Below are 17,922 nucleotides of genomic sequence, written 5' to 3'. Positions count from 1 at the left end.
CGACAGGGGGATCGGGCCGAAGACGGCCTGAGCCCCCAGCGAATTGTCGGCGGGGCCGCCTATCCTCGGAGAATGACTTCGCCGACGCCCACCGCCAATGCCATGCGCCGCGCCCTGCACCGCGCGGACGAAGGTGTCGCCCTGGACACGGGCGAGGCCGCCGTCCTGCTGCAAGCCCGTGGCCAGGACCTGGCCCGACTCGCGGGCACCGCGGCCCGGCTGCGGGACGCCGGCCTCGAAGCGGTGGGACGGCCGGGCGTCATCACGTATTCGCGGAAGGTCTTCATTCCGCTGACCCGGCTGTGCCGGGACAAATGTCATTACTGCACATTCGTGACCGTGCCCGGCAAGCTGCGCCGTGAAGGGCACGGCATGTACTTGTCGCCCGACGAGGTGCTGGACATCGCCAGGCGCGGCGCCGAAATGGGCTGCAAAGAAGCGCTGTTCACCCTCGGCGACCGCCCCGAGGAGCGCTGGCCCGAGGCGCGCGAGTGGCTGGACGCGCACGGCTACGACGACACGCTGGCGTACGTACGGGCCATGTCGGTGCGGGTGCTGGAGGAGACGGGCCTGCTGCCGCACCTCAACCCGGGCGTGCTGAGCTGGACCGACCTCCAGCGGCTCAAGCCGGTCGCGCCGTCCATGGGCATGATGCTGGAGACGACCGCCACCCGCCTGTGGTCGGAGCCGGGCGCCCCGCACTACGGTTCGCCGGACAAGGAGCCCGCCGTACGGCTGCGGGTCCTGGAGGACGCGGGCCGGTCCAACGTGCCGTTCACCACCGGCATCCTCATCGGCATCGGCGAGACGTACGAGGAGCGCGCCGAGTCGCTCTTCGCGATCCGCAGGACCGCCCGCCGCTACCACGGCATCCAGGAAGTGATCATCCAGAACTTCCGCGCCAAGCCGGACACCGCCATGCGCGGCATGCCGGACGCGGAGCTGGAGGAGCTGGCGGCGGCCATCGCGGTGGCCAGGATCGTGCTCGGCCCGTCCGCCCGCATCCAGGCGCCGCCGAATCTGGTGGACGGCGAGTACGCGCGCTTCATCGAGGCCGGCATCGACGACTGGGGCGGCGTCTCCCCGCTCACCCCCGACCACGTCAACCCCGAGCGCCCGTGGCCGCAGATCGACGAACTGGCCGCCCGTACGGCCGAGTCGGGCTTCGCGCTGCGCGAACGCCTCACCATCTACCCGGAGTTCGTCCAGCGCGGCGAGCCCTGGTTGGACCCGCGCCTGATCCCGCACGTCACGGCGCTCGCCGACCCCGCCACCGGTCTGGCGGACGAGGACGCGCCGGTCGTGGGCCGCCCGTGGCAGGAGCCGGACGAGGGCTTCACCTCGGCCGCCACGGGCCGCACCGACCTGCACCGCACGATCGACACCGAAGGACGTACGGCCGACCGCCGCGACGACTTCGACGAGGTGTACGGCGACTGGGCCGAACTGCGCGAGCAGGCCGCGCCCGGCATGGTCCCAGACCGGGTGGACGCCGACGTCAAGCAGGCCCTGTCGGTGGCCGCCGACGACCCGACCCGGCTCACCGACGCCGAGGCGCTGGCCCTGCTGCACGCGGACGGCCCCGCCCTGGACGCGCTGTGCCGGATCGCGGACGACCTGCGGCGCGCGGTCGTCGGCGACGAGGTGACGTACATCGTCACCCGCAACATCAACTTCACCAACGTCTGCTACACCGGCTGCCGTTTCTGCGCCTTCGCGCAGCGCCGCACCGACGCCGACGCGTACACCCTCTCCCTCGACCAGGTCGCCGACCGCGCCGAGCAGGCCTGGCAGGTCGGCGCCACCGAGGTGTGCATGCAGGGCGGCATCCACCCCGACCTGCCCGGCACCGCCTATTTCGACATCGCGCGCGCGGTCAAGGCCCGCGTCCCCGGCATGCACATGCACGCCTTCTCGCCGATGGAGGTCGTCAACGGCGCGACGCGCACCGGCCTGTCGATCAGCGACTGGCTGGCCGCCGCCAAGGAAGCGGGCCTGGACTCCATCCCCGGCACCGCCGCCGAGATCCTGGACGACGAGGTCCGCTGGGTCCTCACCAAGGGCAAGCTGCCCACCGCCACCTGGATCGAGGTCGTCAAGGCCGCCCACGCGCTGGGCATACGGTCCTCGTCCACCATGATGTACGGCCACGTCGACCAGCCCCACCACTGGCTCGGCCACCTCCGGCTGCTCGCGGAGATCCAGAAGGAGACCGGCGGCTTCACCGAATTCGTCACCCTCCCCTTCATCCACACCAACGCCCCGGTCTACCTCGCGGGCATCGCCCGCCCCGGCCCGACCGCCCGCGACAACCGGGCCGTCACCGCCATGGCCCGCCTGCTGCTCCACCCGCACATCACCAACATCCAGACCAGTTGGGTCAAGCTCGGCGCGGACGGCGCCGCCGAAATGCTCCGCTCCGGTGCCAACGACCTCGGCGGCACGCTGATGGAGGAGACCATCTCCCGTATGGCGGGCTCCAGTTACGGCTCCTACCGCTCCATCCGCGACCTCGTCGCCATCGCCGAGGCCGCGGGCCGCCCCTCCCGCCAGCGCACCACCCTCTACGGTCAGGTCCCCGAAGAGCGCATCACCACCGGTCTCGCCTCCGACGGCCACCTCCCCGACCTCCTCCCGGTCCTGGGCGACTGACGCCCGCCGCGCACCTGAGGGGTGAATTCGCACCACCGTCATGGCCGCGTTTCACCGTGTTCCGGTGCGGGGAGTGCGGGGGTGGTGGAGTCCTGTGGGATACACGGGACCTGAGACACCCTTGGGGGAGCAGTGGCGTGGAGCGGGCGGGCGGGCGTGGCCCTGGCGGTCGCGGCGGGGGTGCTCGCCGGGGGACTGGCGGGGGCATCGGCCGTCGCGGCGGACAGCGGCGCCGGCGGCGGGCTGCCGTACGAGCGGGTGGAGCGGCTCGGGCCGGGCGTGGAGTACCGGGAGTTCTCGGTAACGGCCTCGCGGGGGACCGTGCACGGGCATGTGCTGGCGGTGGATCTGCGCGAATCCCGTACGCGGCTCGACCTGTTGACGCCGGGGTCGGTGGCGGCGCGGCAGGCGGTGTCCGGGCTCGCCGACGACCGGCAGGCGGTGGGCGCGGTGAACGGCGACTTCTTCAACATCACCGAGGACCAGCACCCCGGCGTGGCGCCGACCGGCTCCTCGGTGGGCCCGGAGATCGGTTCCGGCCGGGACCTCAAGGCCGCCGTGCCCGACGGCCAGCGCTTCGGGCCCGCGATGCCGCCGGGGGAGACCACGCACGACGTGCTCGGCATGGGCAAGGACCGCAAGCTGCGGCTCGACCGGCTGGACCTGCGCGGGTCGGTCCGCACCCCGCGGGGGAGCATCCCGCTGGGCGGCTACAACCAGTACGCGCTGCCCGTCGGCGGCGTCGGCGCGTACACGGCGGACTGGGGGACGGTCTCCCGGCAGCGGGCGGTCTGCGGCACGGACACCTCGCGCGGCGCCGGATGCAGCACGGACACCTACGAGGTGACGGTACGTCAGGGGCGGGTCGCGGCGGTCGCGCAGGCGCCCGGCGCGGGAGCCATTCCCGCGGGCAGCACCGTACTGCTCGGCCGGGACGCGGGCGCCGACACACTGCGCGCCCTGCGCGTGGGCGACCGCGCGGAGGTCGACAGCCGCCTCACCCCGACGCTCTCGCGCGTGCCGTACGTCTTCGCGGTCGGCGGCTTCCCCGTCCTGCGTGGCGGACAGCCGCTCGCGGGCCTGGACACCACGACGGCGGCCACGCGTACGGCCGCCGGTTTCGACGCGTCGGGCAGCACGCTGTACCTGCTGGCGCTGGACGGCTCCGCCGAGTCCGGCGCGGGCCTGACCATCGCGGAACTTGCGTCCGTCATGAGGGAATTGGGTGCAGATTCGGCGGTGAACCTCGACGGCGGCGGTTCCACGACGCTGGTCGCCCGCGACCCCGGCGCGGCGGCGGTGACCGTACGCAACCACCCGTCGGGCGGCGTCGAGCGCCCGGTCGCCAACGCCATCGGCGTCTTCTCGCGCACGTGAGCCGCGTATGTGCGCCTAACGCCCGAGTCGCGCGGCCCGACGCGCGGACCCGGCTCCCGCGCCCGAGTCCGACACCCTGAGTCGCGCGTCAGAGCATTTCCGGCGTCCGGTCGTATCCGATCGGACCGGCACCGTTCGCGGACAGGCGTCACCAACCCCAGGGCCCCCTTCCGCTCCTGGTGACGTCGGCTATCGTGCTGGCGCAGAACGGGTTCGGATCGGGGTTGATCGAAGGGGACCGCTTTGACCGCTGTCTGGGGTCGCGCGCAGCAGCAGGACTTCCGCAGCCGCGTGCGGGGCTGCCTGCTGGGCGGGGCGATCGGGGACGCGCTGGGCGCGGGCGTCGAGTTCGAGTCGTTCGAGGCGATCCAGCGCAATCACGGCACGGACGGCGTCACCGACTACGTTCCGGCGTACGGCAGACGCGGCGCGGTCACCGATGACACGCAGATGACGATGTTCACGGTCGAGGGCCTGATCAGAGCCCAGGTGCGCCGGGACACCGGCGCCTGGCACCCGCCCACCGACATCCACCGCGCCTACCGCCGCTGGTCGGCCACCCAGACCGAGTGGGGGCCCGACGAGCGCCGCAAGGACACCGGCTGGCTGGCCCGCGAGGAGTGGCTCTACGCGCGGCGAGCGCCGGGCGAGGCGTGCCTGAGCGGCCTGTCCGACGACCGGATGGGCACCTTGGAGGAGCCGAAGAACCCCGGCTCCAAGGGGTGCGGCACCGTGATGCGCTCCGCGCCCTTCGGGCTGCTGGTCGGCTGGGAACCGCAGCTCGTCTTCCAGCTCGCCGTGGAGTGCGCCGCCCAGACCCACGGCCACCCCACCGGGCAGCTCGCCGCCGGAGCCTTCGCCGTCATCGTGCACGGCCTGGCGCGCGGCGAGGCCCTCGACGGCTCCGTCCAGCACGCCCTCGCCCTGCTCGGCGCCCGCCCCGGCCACCAGGAGACGACCGACGCGCTCCAGGGCGCCCTGGGCGCCGTACGGCAGGGGATGCCGTCGCCGCAGCGCGTGGAGGCGCTGGGGGAGGGCTGGACGGCCGAGGAGGCGCTGGCGATCGGCGTCTACTGCGCCCTGGTCGCCGAGGACGTGCGCCACGGGCTGCTGCTCGCCGTCAACCACTCGGGCGACAGCGACTCCACCGGCTCCGTCTGCGGCAATCTGCTCGGCGTCCAGCACGGGGAGACGGCGCTGCCGCCCGCGTGGATCGCCGAGGTGGAAGGGCGCGCCACGCTGCTCCAGCTCGCCGACGACTTCGCCATGGAGATGACGCAGGCGCCGGCCCTGCACGGGCCTTCGGGCGCCAGCCCGGCGTGGCTCGACCGCTACCCGGCCGCCTAGGGCCTGTCCGGCGATCACCACCGCCCCCGCCGGGGCTCCCCCCCGGGAAGGGGAGCCGCCGGACAGGACCTAGTCCGAGACCTTGGTGGGGGTCGGCTCGGAGGAGGGCTCGGGGAGGGAGACGGAGGCCGGTCCGGGGCCGCCCCCGTCATCGGAGTTGATCTTCGCGAGGAGCGCGTCCCGCTCCGGCGTGTCCTCCGGCTTGATCCAGCCGATGACGATGTAGAGGACGAGCGAGACGGCCAGCGGGAGCGAGATCTGGTATTCGAGGTTGACGCCGCCCGAGACGGCGTCGTTGACGGGGTAGTTGAGCAGGTAGAAGGCGAACAGGCCGAGCGCCCAGCTCGTGAGGGCGGCGGTCGGGCCGGACGTGCGGAAGCGCGGCAGCAGTCCGAGCATGAACGGGATCGCGATCGGCCCCATCAGACCGGCCACCCATTTGATGACGACGGTGATGATGTCCTTGAAGGTGGGGGAGTTGACCTGGGTGGCCACGGCCATGGACAGGCCGAGGAAGGTCAGCGTGGTCAACCGGGCGGCGATCAGGCCGACATGGGCCGACCATTCGCGGGCGGTCTTCGAGAAGGCCGGGGCGATGTCGCGGGTGACGACGGCGGCGATGGCGTTCGCGTCGGAGGAGCACATGGCCATGGTGTGCGAGAAGAAGCCGACCACGACCAGGCCCAGCAGCCCGTGCGGCAGGAGCTGTTCGACCATCAGACCGTACGAGTCCGAGCCGTCCGGCTTCTTGGCGTGCACCAGCAGCGGCGAGATCCACATCGGGAAGAAGAGGATAACCGGCCAGACGAACCACAGGGCCGACGACAGCCAGGCGCTGCGGGTCGCCTCGCGGGCGGAGCCGGTGGCCATGTAGCGCTGGGCCTGGTTCCACATGCCGCCGTTGTACTCGAAGGTCTTGATGAACAGGTACGCCAGCAGGAAGACGGTGGTGTACGGGCCCGCGACCGGGTCGGCGTGGTGCTTGAGCGCGGGCTCGTCCCACACGTTCCAGATGCCGCTGATCCCGCCGACCTTGTTGAGCGCGGCGACCAGCATCGCGAGCCCGGCGATCAACTGGATGACGAACTGGCCGAGTTCGGTGAGCGCGTCCGCCCACAGACCGCCGACCGTGCAGTAGACGGCGGTGATCGCGCCGGTGATGACGATGCCCTGGGTGATGGTGACCCCGGTGAAGACGGACAACAGGGTCGCGATGGCGGCCCACTTGGCGCCGACGTCCACGATCTTGAGCAGCACGCCGGACCAGGCGAGCGCCTGCTGGGTCGTCAGGTTGTAGCGGTTCTTGAGGTATTCGAGCGGCGAGGCCACGTACAGCCGTGAGCGCAGCCGGTTGAGCCGGGGCGCGAAGAGCTTGGCGCCGATGGCGATGCCGAGCGCGATCGGGAAGGACCAGGTGACGTACGAGGTGATGCCGTAGGTGTAGGCGATGCCCGCGTAACCGGTGAACATCACCGCGCTGTAGCCCGACATGTGGTGCGAGATGCCGGACAGCCACCACGGCATCTTGCCGCCCGCGGTGAAGTAGTCGCCGACGTCGTCGACGCGCTTGTGGGACCAGAGTCCGATCGCGAGCATCACGCCGAAGTACGCGATCAGCACGGTCCAGTCGAGACTGTTCATGTCCCCTCCAGAGGGGTCCGCCTTGTGAACAGGAGCGCACTTCGCTGTGGCGCCGGTCCGGGCGGGTCGCCCCCGTGCGGGAGTGGGGACTTCCGGGATTGAACCCCTCGCGCGGGGGGCCGGTCAAGGGTCTCTGCGTTCAAGAGTCTGAACTCAGATCAGAAAGCCGAACGATTTTACTCGCTCTTTGCCCACCTTGGCATTGTCGTGACCCTGATCACCAACCCACGATGAGCGGACACTTCGCTGGACGTCGCACGAGGCCCGCGGGACGCGCGGGACACAGGAGGCGGCCGTCCGGGATACGGGATCCCGTGCGGACGCAGAGGGGAGCGGCCGATCGCCGACGTGAGCGTGACCGCCGCGGCCTTCCCTCCTGCGGGTGCCCGCCCTATTCTGACGCTCCGTCAGACAACGGTTGCGGAGGCCGACATGCTGCTGAAGGGGAAGACCGTGGTCGTGACCGGCGTCGGCGCCGGACTCGGGCAGCGCGTGGCGGCGGCCGTCGTACGCGACGGCGGACGGGCGGTGCTGGGCGCGCGGACCGCAGAACGGCTGGCGAAGACGGCGGCCGAGATCGACCCGGCGGGCACCTCGACGGCCTGGCTGCCCACCGACATCGCCGACGGCGCGCAGTGCGAGGCGCTGGCGGCGCTGGCACAGGAGCGGTTCGGCGGGATCGACGCCGTCGTCCAGGTCGCCGCGCTCGACGACTACTTCGGCGGCCTGGAGGACGCGGACTTCGCCGTCTGGCAGCGGGTGCTCGACGTCAATCTGCTCGGGTCGCTCAGGCTCGCCCAGGCGTGCCTGCCCGCCCTCAAGCGCCAGGAGCGCGGCGGCTCCGTCGTGTTCATCGGCACCCAGTCCGCGGTCGCGGCGCCCAGCCAGGTCCGCCAGGCGGCGTACGCGGCCTCCAAGGGCGCCCTCACCTCCGCGATGTACTCACTCGCGCGCGAGCTGGGCCCGTACCGGATCCGGGTCAACACCGTGCTGCCCGGCTGGATGTGGGGGCCGCCCGTGCGGTCCTTCGTCGCGCTCACCGCACGCGCCGAGGGCGTCGGCGAGGACGAGGTGCTGGCCCGCCTCGCCCGCCGCATGGCACTGCCCGAACTGGCCACCGACGGCGATGTGGCGGAGGCCGCCGTGTTCCTCGCCTCCGACCGCGCCCGCGCGATCACCGGACAGTCCCTGCTCGTCAACGCGGGCGAACTGATGCGGTGACGCGCGCCGTTGGACGCGTACGGCGCCGCGCCGTCCGTGCGTACGGCACCGCGCCGTTCCTCGTGCGGGCCGCCGCGTTACCTGCTGTCAACGGCCTCAGGCGAAGACCTTCGCCAGCCGCCGCAGCCCTTCCCCGATCTCCTCCGGCGTGTGCGTCGTGAAGGACATCCGCAGCGCCCCCGCCTCCGGCGCCTGCGCGAAGAACGGCAACCCCGGTACGTACGCCACGTCGTGACCGACCGCGGTCGGCAGCAGCGCCGTCGCGTCGTACCCCGCGGGCAGCCGTACCCACACGAACATGCCGCCCTCGGGCCGGTTCCAGGTGCTGCCGGAGGGCAGCGCGGCCGGCAGCCCGGCGAGCAGCGCGTCGCGCCGGGCGCGGTAGGCGGTACGCACCCGGTCCAGATGGACGTCCAGGTCGTGGTCGGCGAGGTAGCGCGCGGCGGCGGCCTGGTCGACGGTCGAGGTGTGCAGGTCGGCGGCCTGCTTGGCGATCACGCAGGCGCGCAGCAGCGCCGCGGGCGCCCGCAGCCAGCCCAGCCGCATCCCCGGCGACATGATCTTGGAGAAGCTGCCGAGCAGGATCGTCCGGTCGGCGGCCTCGGGCAGCGCCGAGATCCACGGCACACTCTCGCCCTCGAACCGCAGATCCCCGTACGGGTCGTCCTCCGCGATCCACAGCCCGTGCCGCTCCGCCACCTCGGCCACCGCGCGGCGGCGTTCGAGCGGGAGCGTACGCCCGGTCGGATTCTGGAAGTTGGGCACCAGGTAGAGCAGTTTCGGCCGTTCCCGGCGCGCCACCTCCTCCAGTGCCTCCGGGATCACCCCGTACGCGTCGGTCGGCACCGGCACCACCCGGGCGCCCGCGAAGCCGAAGCACTGGAGCGCCGCCAGATACGTCGGGTTCTCCACCAGCACCACATCGCCGGGCTCGATCAGCGCGGTCGCGATCAGCGCGAGCCCCTGCTGCGAGCCGCCGGTCACCAGGATGTCGTCCATGCCCGTCGCCAGGTCGCGCCCGCTCAGCCGGGCCGCCACGGCCGCGCGCAGCGCGGGATCGCCCTCGGTCGTCGAGTACTGGAGCACCTTGTGCGGCTGCTCGGCCAGGACGCGGGCGTACGCCTCCGCGATGGCCGCCGCGTCGAACAGCTCGGGCGCGGGCAGCCCGCCGGCGAAGGAGATCACCTCCGGCCGCGCGGTCAGCGCCAGGATCTCCCGTACCGGCGAGGCGCCCACCGAGACGGCGCGTTGGGCGAGGGCGGGCACGGCGGCTCGGGTCGAGGTCATGTCCGGCAGCCTACGAAGAATCGTTGCCATGTCCAGGTACTTTCCAGCATCCGGGCACCTTCACTTCTCCCCGGAGCTGACGTAGCGTCAGATTCATGGCTGAGGACGTGAGAACGGGCCCGGACGGCGGAACGGACGTCGAGGCGTACGGACGGCTCGCGGCCGTCGGACCGTACGGCGTCGACGTCGGGCACGCGCTGATCACCATGGTCGAGCCGCACGCCGGGCACGAATACGCGTACAACCGGTGGTACGAGGACGACCACTTCATCGCCGGTGCGATGGCGATGCCCTGGCTGTACGCCGGGCGCCGCTGGGTGGCCACGCGGCCGCTGCTGGACCTGCGGTACCCGGCGGACTCCGCGGTCGCGCGGCCGGTCACCGCGGGCTGCTACCTGTCGCTGTACTGGATCACCGCGGGCCGCTACGACGCGCACATGCGGTGGACGGTCGGCATCAACAAGCGGCTCAATCGCGACGGCCGCGTCTACCACGACCGCACCCACGTCTTCACCGCCTTCCAGGACCGCGCCGCGAGCGTCTACCGGGACGGCGCCGCCGGTCCGCGCGACATCCACGCGCTCGACCACCCGTACCGCGGACTCGTCCTCGAAGTGCTGGAAGCGGAATCCGCGGAAGGCCGGGACGAATTGCTGGAATGGCTGCGGGCCCGCCACCTGCCGAAGAAGCTCGCCGGATCACCGGCGGCGATGGTGGTGATCTTCACGCCCACTGCGCTGCCGCTCGACCGGATGTCTTATGTGAAACAGGTCGAAGGCGTCGAAACCCGGCTCACTCTCCTGTGGTTCCTGCAACAAGATCCACGCGAGGGGTGGGAAGAGCATTTCGCCGGTCACGCCGCCGAGATCGCCGGCCGGACCGACTCGGCGGGGCGCTCGGCGAAAGTGGAATTCATCGCTCCCTTCATTCCGACCATTCCCGGCACGGACACCTACGTCGATCAACTCCGTTGATCCGCTGACGTGATCACCCGGTCCGCTGGGTTGATCACCCGGTCCGCCGCGTTGATCACCCCGTTCGCCGCGTTGATCACCCGGCCCGGAACATCAGGACAGCAGTGAGCCCCCTCGGCTAGGACGGCGGCCAGACGAGAGGGCTCTTCTGCGGTACTGCTGAAGGTGCGCGCGCTGTACTAGTTGATCGTGAAGGCGCCTCGGTCGACGTCCGTGACGAACGCGGTCCACGCCTCAGGGGAAAAGCTGAGGACCGGACCCTGCGGGTCCTTGGAGTCGCGGACCACGACCGACTCGACGGCCGGGGACTTCACTTCGACACAGGCGCCATTTCCGGTGGACCGCGAGGACTTCATCCACGCGGGAGTACTGCCCAGCTTGATTGCCATCTCTGCTCCGGTCTGTGCTGATGGCGGCGGCGAGGTACGCCATTGCCTGACTACGCGCTCGACGCTACTAGCCAACATCACGGACCGGTGAGCCACTTCACCCAAGTGGATGGCATATTCCCAGTAACTCTTCCAATGGGAGTGAGCGGGGGTGTACCGTATCGCCCGCACTTCAGCGGGTGTATCGTTCCGCCGCTTCGGTGATGAACTGCCGGGTCTGTTCGGCGCTGAGCGCCTGGGCCCGCAGATGCTCGTACATCACGCTGTAGGCCTGCACATCGGTGTCCTTCTCCAAGTACAGGTCGCTGTTGACGCCTTCGAGATAGACCACCGTGGCATCGGTCGCGTCGGTGAACTCCAGTACCGCGAACTGCCCGCTCAGACCGGGGTGCGCGCCCGCCTCGAACGGCAGCACCTGCACGGTCACATGCGGCAGATGGCTCAATTCCACCAAATGCAGAAGCTGGTCACGCATCACGTGCTCGTCGCCGACCTTGCGGCACAGCGCCGCCTCGTCCACCACGGCCCACATCCGCAGCGGCCCGTCCCGGTCGGTGATCCGCTCCTGCCGGCGCATTCTCACGCTGACGCGCTTGTCGACCTGTTCGGGAGTGGCCTCCGGCAGATTGCCCGCGATCATCGCGGCGGCGTACTCCGGCGTCTGCAACAGGCCAGGCACCACCTGGGGTTCGAAGACCCGCAGACTGGCCGCCTCGGTCTCCAGGCCGATGTACACGCTGTACGGGATGTCGCCGAAGGCATGCCACCAGCCCTGCTGGCGCGACTCCTTGGCCATCTGCATCAGCGAGTCGACGATCCGCACGTCCTCGACGCCGTACACACCGCACAGGTCGCGCACATCGCGCTGACTGATGCTCCGGCGCCCGTTCTCCAACCGGCTGATCTTCGACTGCGACACCAGGAGCCGGGCGGCGACCTCCTCGGCCGTCATGCCCTTCTGCTCCCGCAACTTGCGCAGTTCCGAACCCAGCCGGCGGCGCCTGACGGTGGGATTGACGTTGGCGACCACTGGACGTGCACCTCCACGCTGAACCTACTGATGGTCAGCAGCCTGCCACTTGCGGTCATCGGCGCGCTGGCGAATGAGGGTAACCCGGCAGGGGCGTGTACGCGGTGGTACACGGGGGTGTATACGGCGACGCGCGGTGCGACGAATCCCGGAACGTGTTCCGAGTCCCGCCGCCCCGCGCGTCACAGCGGCTCCCGGAACGGGTCGCTGAGGACGGCGCGATGGTCGCGGATTGCGGTGCCCCGTCCCTGCCGACGGGCGCCGCAGCCGTCCCTGATGAGGGGGTTGCCGAGCGCTACGTGCTCACCTGCGCACGCGCTCTCACGTGCTGAACGTGCTGCCTGTGCTGCCTGTGCTGAGCGTGCCGAACGTACTGAGCGTGCTGCCTGTGCTGCCTGTGTCCACTCGCTGTCGCACGCCGACTCAACGGGCGCCGGCGCGGGCCATGGTGCTGTGCCCCGCCGCTCGCGGTGCCGGAGCGGCTGGCCGCTTCGGCTGCGCCGCCACGCCGTTCTGCACATCCATCACGGCATGCGCGACGAGGCCGCCCATTGGGTCGTACCTGATCAGGTCACGCAGGCGCGATCGTGACGACCGGCCCTCGTTGCCCGGGTAGAGGTGCTTGCCGAGTCCCACGGCGTGGGCGAGCGCGGCGAGCGCGGCGGTCCGCGGGTCCGGCGGCACGCCGGTACGGATCGCACTGTCCAGCCGGGTACGGATCTCCCGGCTGACCGCGCTGTCGGACGCCTGGTACCGCGTCGTCGGCAGCACCCCGCACATCTGGCCGGGCACGGCGTGCACCATGCCGCACCGCTCCAGGTGCGCGAGATACGTCTGGCGGAGCCCGAGGCGGGGTCCGCCGATCCAGTGGACGGCCCGCACCGGACTGCCGCGTCGCCGCAGCAGTTCGAGAGCGGAGTCCAGGGTCGGATCTCCAGTCGGCCGTGGGTGCACCACGGCTATACGATCCCCGTCAGGGGCTATCCGTCCGGCCAGGGCCAGCTCGACGAGCTGCGCCCCGGCGAGGCCGAGGTCGAGCGATTGAGGCTGCGCCGTGGTCCCGGTCGTCGGGTCCAGTGCGAGCAGCAACAGCTCTTCCGGAATTGTTCTGCGGCTCTTGCCCATCCATGCCTCCCCGCGTGGATGAATGACAGGGTGACGCCTCTCACACCGGCCTGTCGAGAGCGCCTTTGCCTTATCGACGGGAACCGGGTGGTATGTCGTTCTCGTCTACGGGGTGGGCGGTGGTGTCGCGGACGGGTCGCGGGCCTGTCGGCGGGACACTGCCAGTGTGAGCTTTGAAGGGGTATGGGTGCCATTCGGCATCCGCCCCCGCACGATGTGTGCGGCCATTTCGTGATGTGTGGAGGAGGTCTGCGTGGCGGGCGAGTCCCCCGGCAGGGAACAGCGGCAGAGCACGTCGGGGGAGGCGGTCGAGCGGTCGACCGCTGATCCGAGGCTGGTGGTGTTCCGGGCGCCCACCGAGGGGCACGGGACACGCGTGGCGGAGGGCGTACGGGAGGAGCACGCGGGCGCCGCGGTCGGAGCCGTCCCCTCCGCGCCCCCCGAATCGGCGGACTCCGCGGGCTCCGGCGCACGCCCCCACCCGGCCGCCGCCTCCTCCGCCGCCTCCACGGCGAATACGCCGGACGGCGTAGCGGCCGTAGACGAATCCTCCGACGCGGCTACGTCCACGGCGCCGCCCGCGCCCCGCACCCCGGAGGTCCTGCCTCCGGAAGCGGAACCGAATCGTGACCTCCAGGACCCGGATTCCGCCGCCGGGGAAGCCTCCGAGGACGGGCCGGACCCCGAAACGGGTCCGGAAGCGGAAGACTCCGCGCCGGCCGGGCCGCCCGCGGCGGAGCGCGACGAGCACACCGCCGTGCTGCGCGTCGGGGGGCGCGGGGGCCTGCTGGGCGCCGGCACCACCGCCGGCGGCTCTGCGGCAGGTGACGGTACGGCTGAGGGCGCAGACGGGGACGGCGTGGACGACGCCGAGGGCGCGGACGGCGTGAACGGCGCCGAGGCCGTGACCGAGGCCGACGCCGACGCCGACGACGTACCGGGCGACGTATCGGACGCGGCCCCGCCCTCCGGCGACGGTCAGGATTCTGAGGACGCGGACCCCGCGGACCCCGAGGACGCCGCCCCCGCGACCTCGACCGACGCCGCCGACGACGTGGCGGACGCAGCGCCCTCTGCCGGTGACGCCGAGGACGCCGCTCCGGAGGACTCCGACAGCTCCGCGTCCAGGAACACCTCCGAGGACACCTCCACGGACGCCCCCGAGAGCGCCCCCGAGGACGCCGCCTCCGAGGACAACGCCCCCAAGGGCCCCGGCGCCCGGAGCGCCTCCGTCCTGCGCCCGCTTGTGTCCGATCTCCCCGCCGAGCGCCCGGCGGCGCAGGGCGCGGAAGGCGTCTCAGGAGCCCGTAACGCGCCCTCTGGCGCCTCCGCGCCCTATGAGGCGCCCCAGCCGCCCCCGGCGTCCGCCAAGCCGCGTACGGGCCCCGTGAAGCCCTCGGAGAGTCCGGCCGCGGGCCCGATCGGGCAGCCGTCCGCCCCGCCGAAGCCCGCCGGGGGCGCGCCGCTGCCCCCGTACGCCGGGAGCCCGTCGGCGATCGGCACCCCCACGGCGGCCTCGCCGGACGGCGCGGCGGCCGGGCCCGACGGGACGCGGTCGATGCCCGTGCCGCCGGAGCCCGAGGCGCCGCTGAAGCTGCTCGCGGAGCTGACGAACACCCCGCCGCCGCGCCAGACGGTGCTGCGGACGGTCGCGCGCCGGTTCAAGATCTGGACCCCGCTGGTGGTGCTGCTGGCGATCGTGTTCGTCGTGGTGCAGGCGCTGCGCCCGCTGCCGGCGCCGTCGATGGCGCTGACCGCGGCCTCGTCGTACACCTTCGACGGCACGCCGCTGCCGCAGTCCATGCCGTGGCCGTCGCAGGGCCAGTCGGTGGCCGAGGTCGAGGGCCTGGGCTCGCTCGGCGTGCACGGCGCGCAGACCCCGGTGCCGATCGCGAGCGTCACCAAGGTGATGACCGCGTACCTGATCCTGCGCGACCACCCGCTGACGGGTAAGCAGACCGGTCCGACGATCCCCGTGGACGCGCAGGCGGCCGACGAGGCGAGTTCGAGCGACGAGTCGACCGCGCAGGTCAAGAAGGGCCAGCAGTTCACCGAGCGGCAGATGCTGCAACTGCTGCTGATCCCCTCGGGCAACAACATCGCCCGCCTGCTGGCGCGTTGGGACTCCGGCACCCAGGAGGCGTTCGTCACGAAGATGACGAAGGCCGCCGCCGACCTCGGCATGACCAACACCACGTACACCGGCGCGAGCGGCTTCGAGGAGACCACGCGGAGCACCGCCGTCGACCAGTTGAAGCTGGCCCGCGAGGTCATGAAGAACGACGTGTTCCGGTCGGTCGTCGCGCAGCCGAACATCGACATCCCCGGCGTCGGCACGATCTACAACAACAACAACGACCTGGTCAACGTGGGTGTGATCGGCATCAAGACCGGTTCGAGCACCCCCGCGGGCGGCGCCCTGATGTGGGCGGCGAACAAGAAGGTCGACGGCAAGGACCAGTTGATCCTCGGCGTCGTCCTCCAGCAGCGCGGCGGCACGACCGTCTACGACAGCCTCCAGGCGGCGCTGGTCAACTCGCAGAAGCTGATCAACTCCGTGCAGGGCGGCCTGACGTCGTCGACGATAGTGAAGAAGGGCGAGGTCGTCGGCTATGTGGACGACGGGCTCGGCGGTCACACGCCGGTCGTGGCGAGCAAGGACCTGAAGGCCGTCGGCTGGCCGGGCCTGAGGACGACGCTGTCGCTGACCCCCCTCAAGGACGGGCTGCCGCACACCGCGACGTCCGGCGCCGAGGTGGGCACGATCGGCTTCGGCACCGGCTCGGCCCGCACCACGGTGCCGGTCGTCCTCCAGTCCGACCTGAGCGAGCCGTCGTTCGGCACGAAACTCACCCGGGTCGGCTGACCCCGAGCCGCCCGCGGGCGGCACCGCGCAGGCTCCGGTACGCGGCGGCCGGGTCGATCCGACCCGGCCGTCCGCGTGTCAGCGGGTAGCAGGCCAGGCCGAGCAGCACCGACGTGAAGTGCCCGACGTCGGTGAAGGTGCGGCCCTCGCCCAGCGCGAGCCCGTAGAAGAGCAGCACGCAGGCGCCGTACAGGTACCGCCAGGGCATCGTGACCGCCCAGGTCAGCACCGCCTCGACCGCCGCCAGCCCGTAACTGACGCCCACGTCGAGGGTCTCGGCGGCCGACTGCGGCGCGTGCCCGTGCCGGATCGCCCACAGCAGCACGCCCTCACTGATGTACGTCGCCGCGACGTGCCCGATCAGCACGACCGCGAGCCACCGCCAGGTGCCCAGCCAGCGCTCGGCGGTGGCGTGGAAGACCGTGTAGAGCAGCACGTACGGCAGCCATCCGCCGCCGTCGGTCCACAGCGCGCTGCGCACCAGGGCGCGGACCGGCTGGCTCGACAGATTGTGGATGTTCGTCGACCGCAGCCGCAGGAAGTCGTCCACCGTGGCGGGCGCCATCCGGTGGATCGCGACCGTGGTGAAGAACAGGATCGCCAGCCAGATGTACGTGCCGGGGGCGCTGCGGATGTACGCCCACACGGCGCGGGCCACGGCGCGGGTGACACGCGAGAGGCGTGAGGGGAGATGCACGCTCCGGATTCTGTCCGGAAAGCGAGGTTTATACGGCCGCGCCGCGCGTAAGCGCGGCCTACCGAGTCCAGCGGGTGCGCGGGTCCCGGCCGGGTGCGCGGGTCCCGGCCCGGTGCGCGGGTCCCGGCCGGGTCACGCGGACAGTTCGCGCTCCAAAGGGGTGCGGAATCGCGGTGTGACCGTCACACCGCCGCCCGCGAGAAAAGCGGTGAGACGCTCCGCCGCCGCCTCGACCGCGTCCGCCGCCCGCGCGCCCCGGTCGGCCAGCAGCCGCCAGGCGACAGTGCCGTCCGCGCGGTGCGCCCAGCCTCCGATCACCTCGCCGCCCCACCACACGGTGGGCCCGACGTTGCCCGAGCGGTCGAAGAGGGACGTCCGGTGCTCGCGCGGCAGGAACCAGTCGCGCTCCTGCCACCCCATGGGCGTCGGGTCCAGCGCGGGCAGCAGCGTCGCGGCGGGCGGCGGCGCGTCCGCCGACGGCCCGGCGTCACCGGGCAGTACGTGGCCGACGGCGTCCCCGTCCAGCAGCACTTCCTCGGCGCCGACCGCCGCGAGCGCCGTGCGCACCTCCGTCAGCGACCAGCCCGTCCACCACTTCAGATCGGCCGCCGTCCCCGGCCCGTACGCCCCCAGCCACGCCTCCACCACCCCCGCGCGCGCCTCGGCCACCGGCACGTCGGGCAGCGGCTCGGCGTTCGCCCACCGGAACTGGCTGCTCGTCCACGACCCGGCCGGCCTGCGCCGCTCGATCCGGCCCTCGGCGGCCATCGTCCTGATGATCCGGCTCGCCACGTTCTGCCGCGCCTCGTACGGCTTGCCCGCCGCCACCAGCACCTGCTCGCGCAGCTCGGGCACCAGCTTCGACAGCCCCGCGCCGCTGGTCTCGCCGTGCGCGTCGAGCGCCGCGCGCACCCGCGCCTCGACGTCTTCCAGCCACGCCTCGCCCCAGCCGCCGCCCTCCGCCAGGAACGCCAGCAGCCCCTTGCGCTCCTTCGCCGCGATCTGCCGCCCGGCCGCCGCGTACACCCCCGGCGCCGCCGCCCGGCCCACGACGAACATCGTGCGCCGCATCGCCAGCATCCGCACCAGCGACCCGGTCTCCCCGTACAGCGCCTCCTCCAGCGCCCCGACGCCGTCGCCCGGCTCGCGCAGCCGCGCCGCCACCGTCAGGAACACCGTCGCCGGATCGGTCGCGTGCAGCGCCACGAGCGCGTCGGCGACCTCCTCGCAGGTGCCCACGGCCCGGAGCTGCCGCCGCACCAGCCGCCCCCGCCGCTCCTCGTTCCCGACCTGTCGCCGCCGCGTTCCGCTCATGA

General features: G+C 72.0%; 13 protein-coding genes. 6 read left to right on the top strand and 7 right to left on the bottom strand.

Annotated features, from left to right (window positions below; translation table 11 throughout):
- Window positions 1-72 precede the first annotated feature (72 nt).
- The 3 genes from ACIP4Z_RS22170 to ACIP4Z_RS22160 all read left to right on the top strand — a co-directional run bounded on the left by ACIP4Z_RS22170 (window position 73) and on the right by ACIP4Z_RS22160 (window position 5,376).
- Window positions 73-2,652, top strand: a complete 2,580-nt coding sequence (locus ACIP4Z_RS22170) for a bifunctional FO biosynthesis protein CofGH (RefSeq protein WP_355337707.1) — start codon at window positions 73-75, stop codon at window positions 2,650-2,652.
- A gap of 132 nt (window positions 2,653-2,784) precedes the next feature.
- The gene (locus ACIP4Z_RS22165) at window positions 2,785-4,029 is read left to right on the top strand and encodes a phosphodiester glycosidase family protein (RefSeq protein ID WP_401310557.1); all 1,245 of its coding nucleotides are present in this window, start codon (window positions 2,785-2,787) and stop codon (window positions 4,027-4,029) included.
- A gap of 243 nt (window positions 4,030-4,272) precedes the next feature.
- Complete coding sequence (locus ACIP4Z_RS22160) at window positions 4,273-5,376, top strand: ADP-ribosylglycohydrolase family protein (protein WP_355337713.1); 1,104 nt, start codon at window positions 4,273-4,275, stop codon at window positions 5,374-5,376.
- A 69-nt stretch (window positions 5,377-5,445) separates the two neighbouring features.
- On the opposite strand, the gene ACIP4Z_RS22155 is transcribed toward ACIP4Z_RS22160, so the two are convergent.
- Window positions 5,446-7,017, bottom strand: a complete 1,572-nt coding sequence (locus ACIP4Z_RS22155) for a sodium:solute symporter family protein (protein ID WP_401310554.1) — start codon at window positions 7,015-7,017, stop codon at window positions 5,446-5,448.
- A 432-nt stretch (window positions 7,018-7,449) separates the two neighbouring features.
- On the opposite strand from ACIP4Z_RS22155, the gene ACIP4Z_RS22150 reads away from it, so the two are divergent.
- Window positions 7,450-8,238 (top strand): SDR family oxidoreductase, encoded by a 789-nt coding sequence (locus ACIP4Z_RS22150; RefSeq protein WP_355337718.1) that lies wholly within the window; start codon window positions 7,450-7,452, stop codon window positions 8,236-8,238.
- 96 nt (window positions 8,239-8,334) lie between these two features.
- Here the strand turns inward: ACIP4Z_RS22150 and ACIP4Z_RS22145 are convergent, their stop codons facing one another.
- Window positions 8,335-9,525 (bottom strand): PLP-dependent aminotransferase family protein, encoded by a 1,191-nt coding sequence (locus ACIP4Z_RS22145; RefSeq protein ID WP_355337721.1) that lies wholly within the window; start codon window positions 9,523-9,525, stop codon window positions 8,335-8,337.
- 95 nt (window positions 9,526-9,620) lie between these two features.
- Here ACIP4Z_RS22145 and ACIP4Z_RS22140 point away from each other — a divergent pair, with 95 nt between their 5' ends.
- A complete protein-coding gene (locus ACIP4Z_RS22140; RefSeq protein ID WP_401310550.1) occupies window positions 9,621-10,499 on the top strand; it encodes a hypothetical protein in 879 nt (292 codons plus the stop codon).
- Window positions 10,500-10,678: 179 nt separating this feature from the next.
- Here ACIP4Z_RS22140 and ACIP4Z_RS22135 read toward each other — a convergent pair whose 3' ends face one another.
- From ACIP4Z_RS22135 to ACIP4Z_RS22125, 3 genes are all read right to left on the bottom strand, one after another.
- On the bottom strand, window positions 10,679-10,888 hold the full coding sequence (locus ACIP4Z_RS22135; RefSeq protein WP_355337727.1) for a DUF397 domain-containing protein: 210 nt from the start codon (window positions 10,886-10,888) through the stop codon (window positions 10,679-10,681).
- Window positions 10,889-11,060: 172 nt separating this feature from the next.
- On the bottom strand, window positions 11,061-11,918 hold the full coding sequence (locus ACIP4Z_RS22130) for a helix-turn-helix transcriptional regulator (protein WP_355337730.1): 858 nt from the start codon (window positions 11,916-11,918) through the stop codon (window positions 11,061-11,063).
- A 423-nt stretch (window positions 11,919-12,341) separates the two neighbouring features.
- Window positions 12,342-13,043, bottom strand: coding sequence for a GPP34 family phosphoprotein (locus ACIP4Z_RS22125; RefSeq protein WP_355337733.1), 702 nt, complete (start codon window positions 13,041-13,043; stop codon window positions 12,342-12,344).
- Between the two features lie 253 nt (window positions 13,044-13,296).
- Between ACIP4Z_RS22125 and ACIP4Z_RS22120 the strand changes: the two genes are divergently transcribed.
- A complete protein-coding gene (locus tag ACIP4Z_RS22120; protein WP_401310546.1) occupies window positions 13,297-15,909 on the top strand; it encodes a D-alanyl-D-alanine carboxypeptidase in 2,613 nt (870 codons plus the stop codon).
- On the opposite strand, the gene ACIP4Z_RS22115 is transcribed toward ACIP4Z_RS22120, so the two are convergent.
- Together ACIP4Z_RS22115 and ACIP4Z_RS22110 are read right to left on the bottom strand one after the other, a co-directional pair.
- Window positions 15,893-16,606: a rhomboid-like protein gene (locus tag ACIP4Z_RS22115; protein ID WP_401310543.1), complete on the bottom strand. Its 714-nt coding sequence runs from the start codon at window positions 16,604-16,606 to the stop codon at window positions 15,893-15,895. The two genes, ACIP4Z_RS22120 and ACIP4Z_RS22115, sit on opposite strands and share 17 nt — an antisense overlap.
- A gap of 132 nt (window positions 16,607-16,738) precedes the next feature.
- Window positions 16,739-17,920 carry a winged helix DNA-binding domain-containing protein gene (locus ACIP4Z_RS22110; RefSeq protein ID WP_401310540.1) on the bottom strand — a complete coding sequence of 394 codons (1,182 nt, stop codon included), beginning with the start codon at window positions 17,918-17,920 and terminating at the stop codon, window positions 16,739-16,741.
- Window positions 17,921-17,922: the final 2 nt, after the last annotated feature.

The organism is Streptomyces sp. NPDC088910 (assembly GCF_044749865.1).
Taxonomy (GTDB): Bacteria; Actinomycetota; Actinomycetes; order Streptomycetales; family Streptomycetaceae; genus Actinacidiphila.
This window is presented reverse-complemented; position numbering and strand designations above follow the sequence as displayed.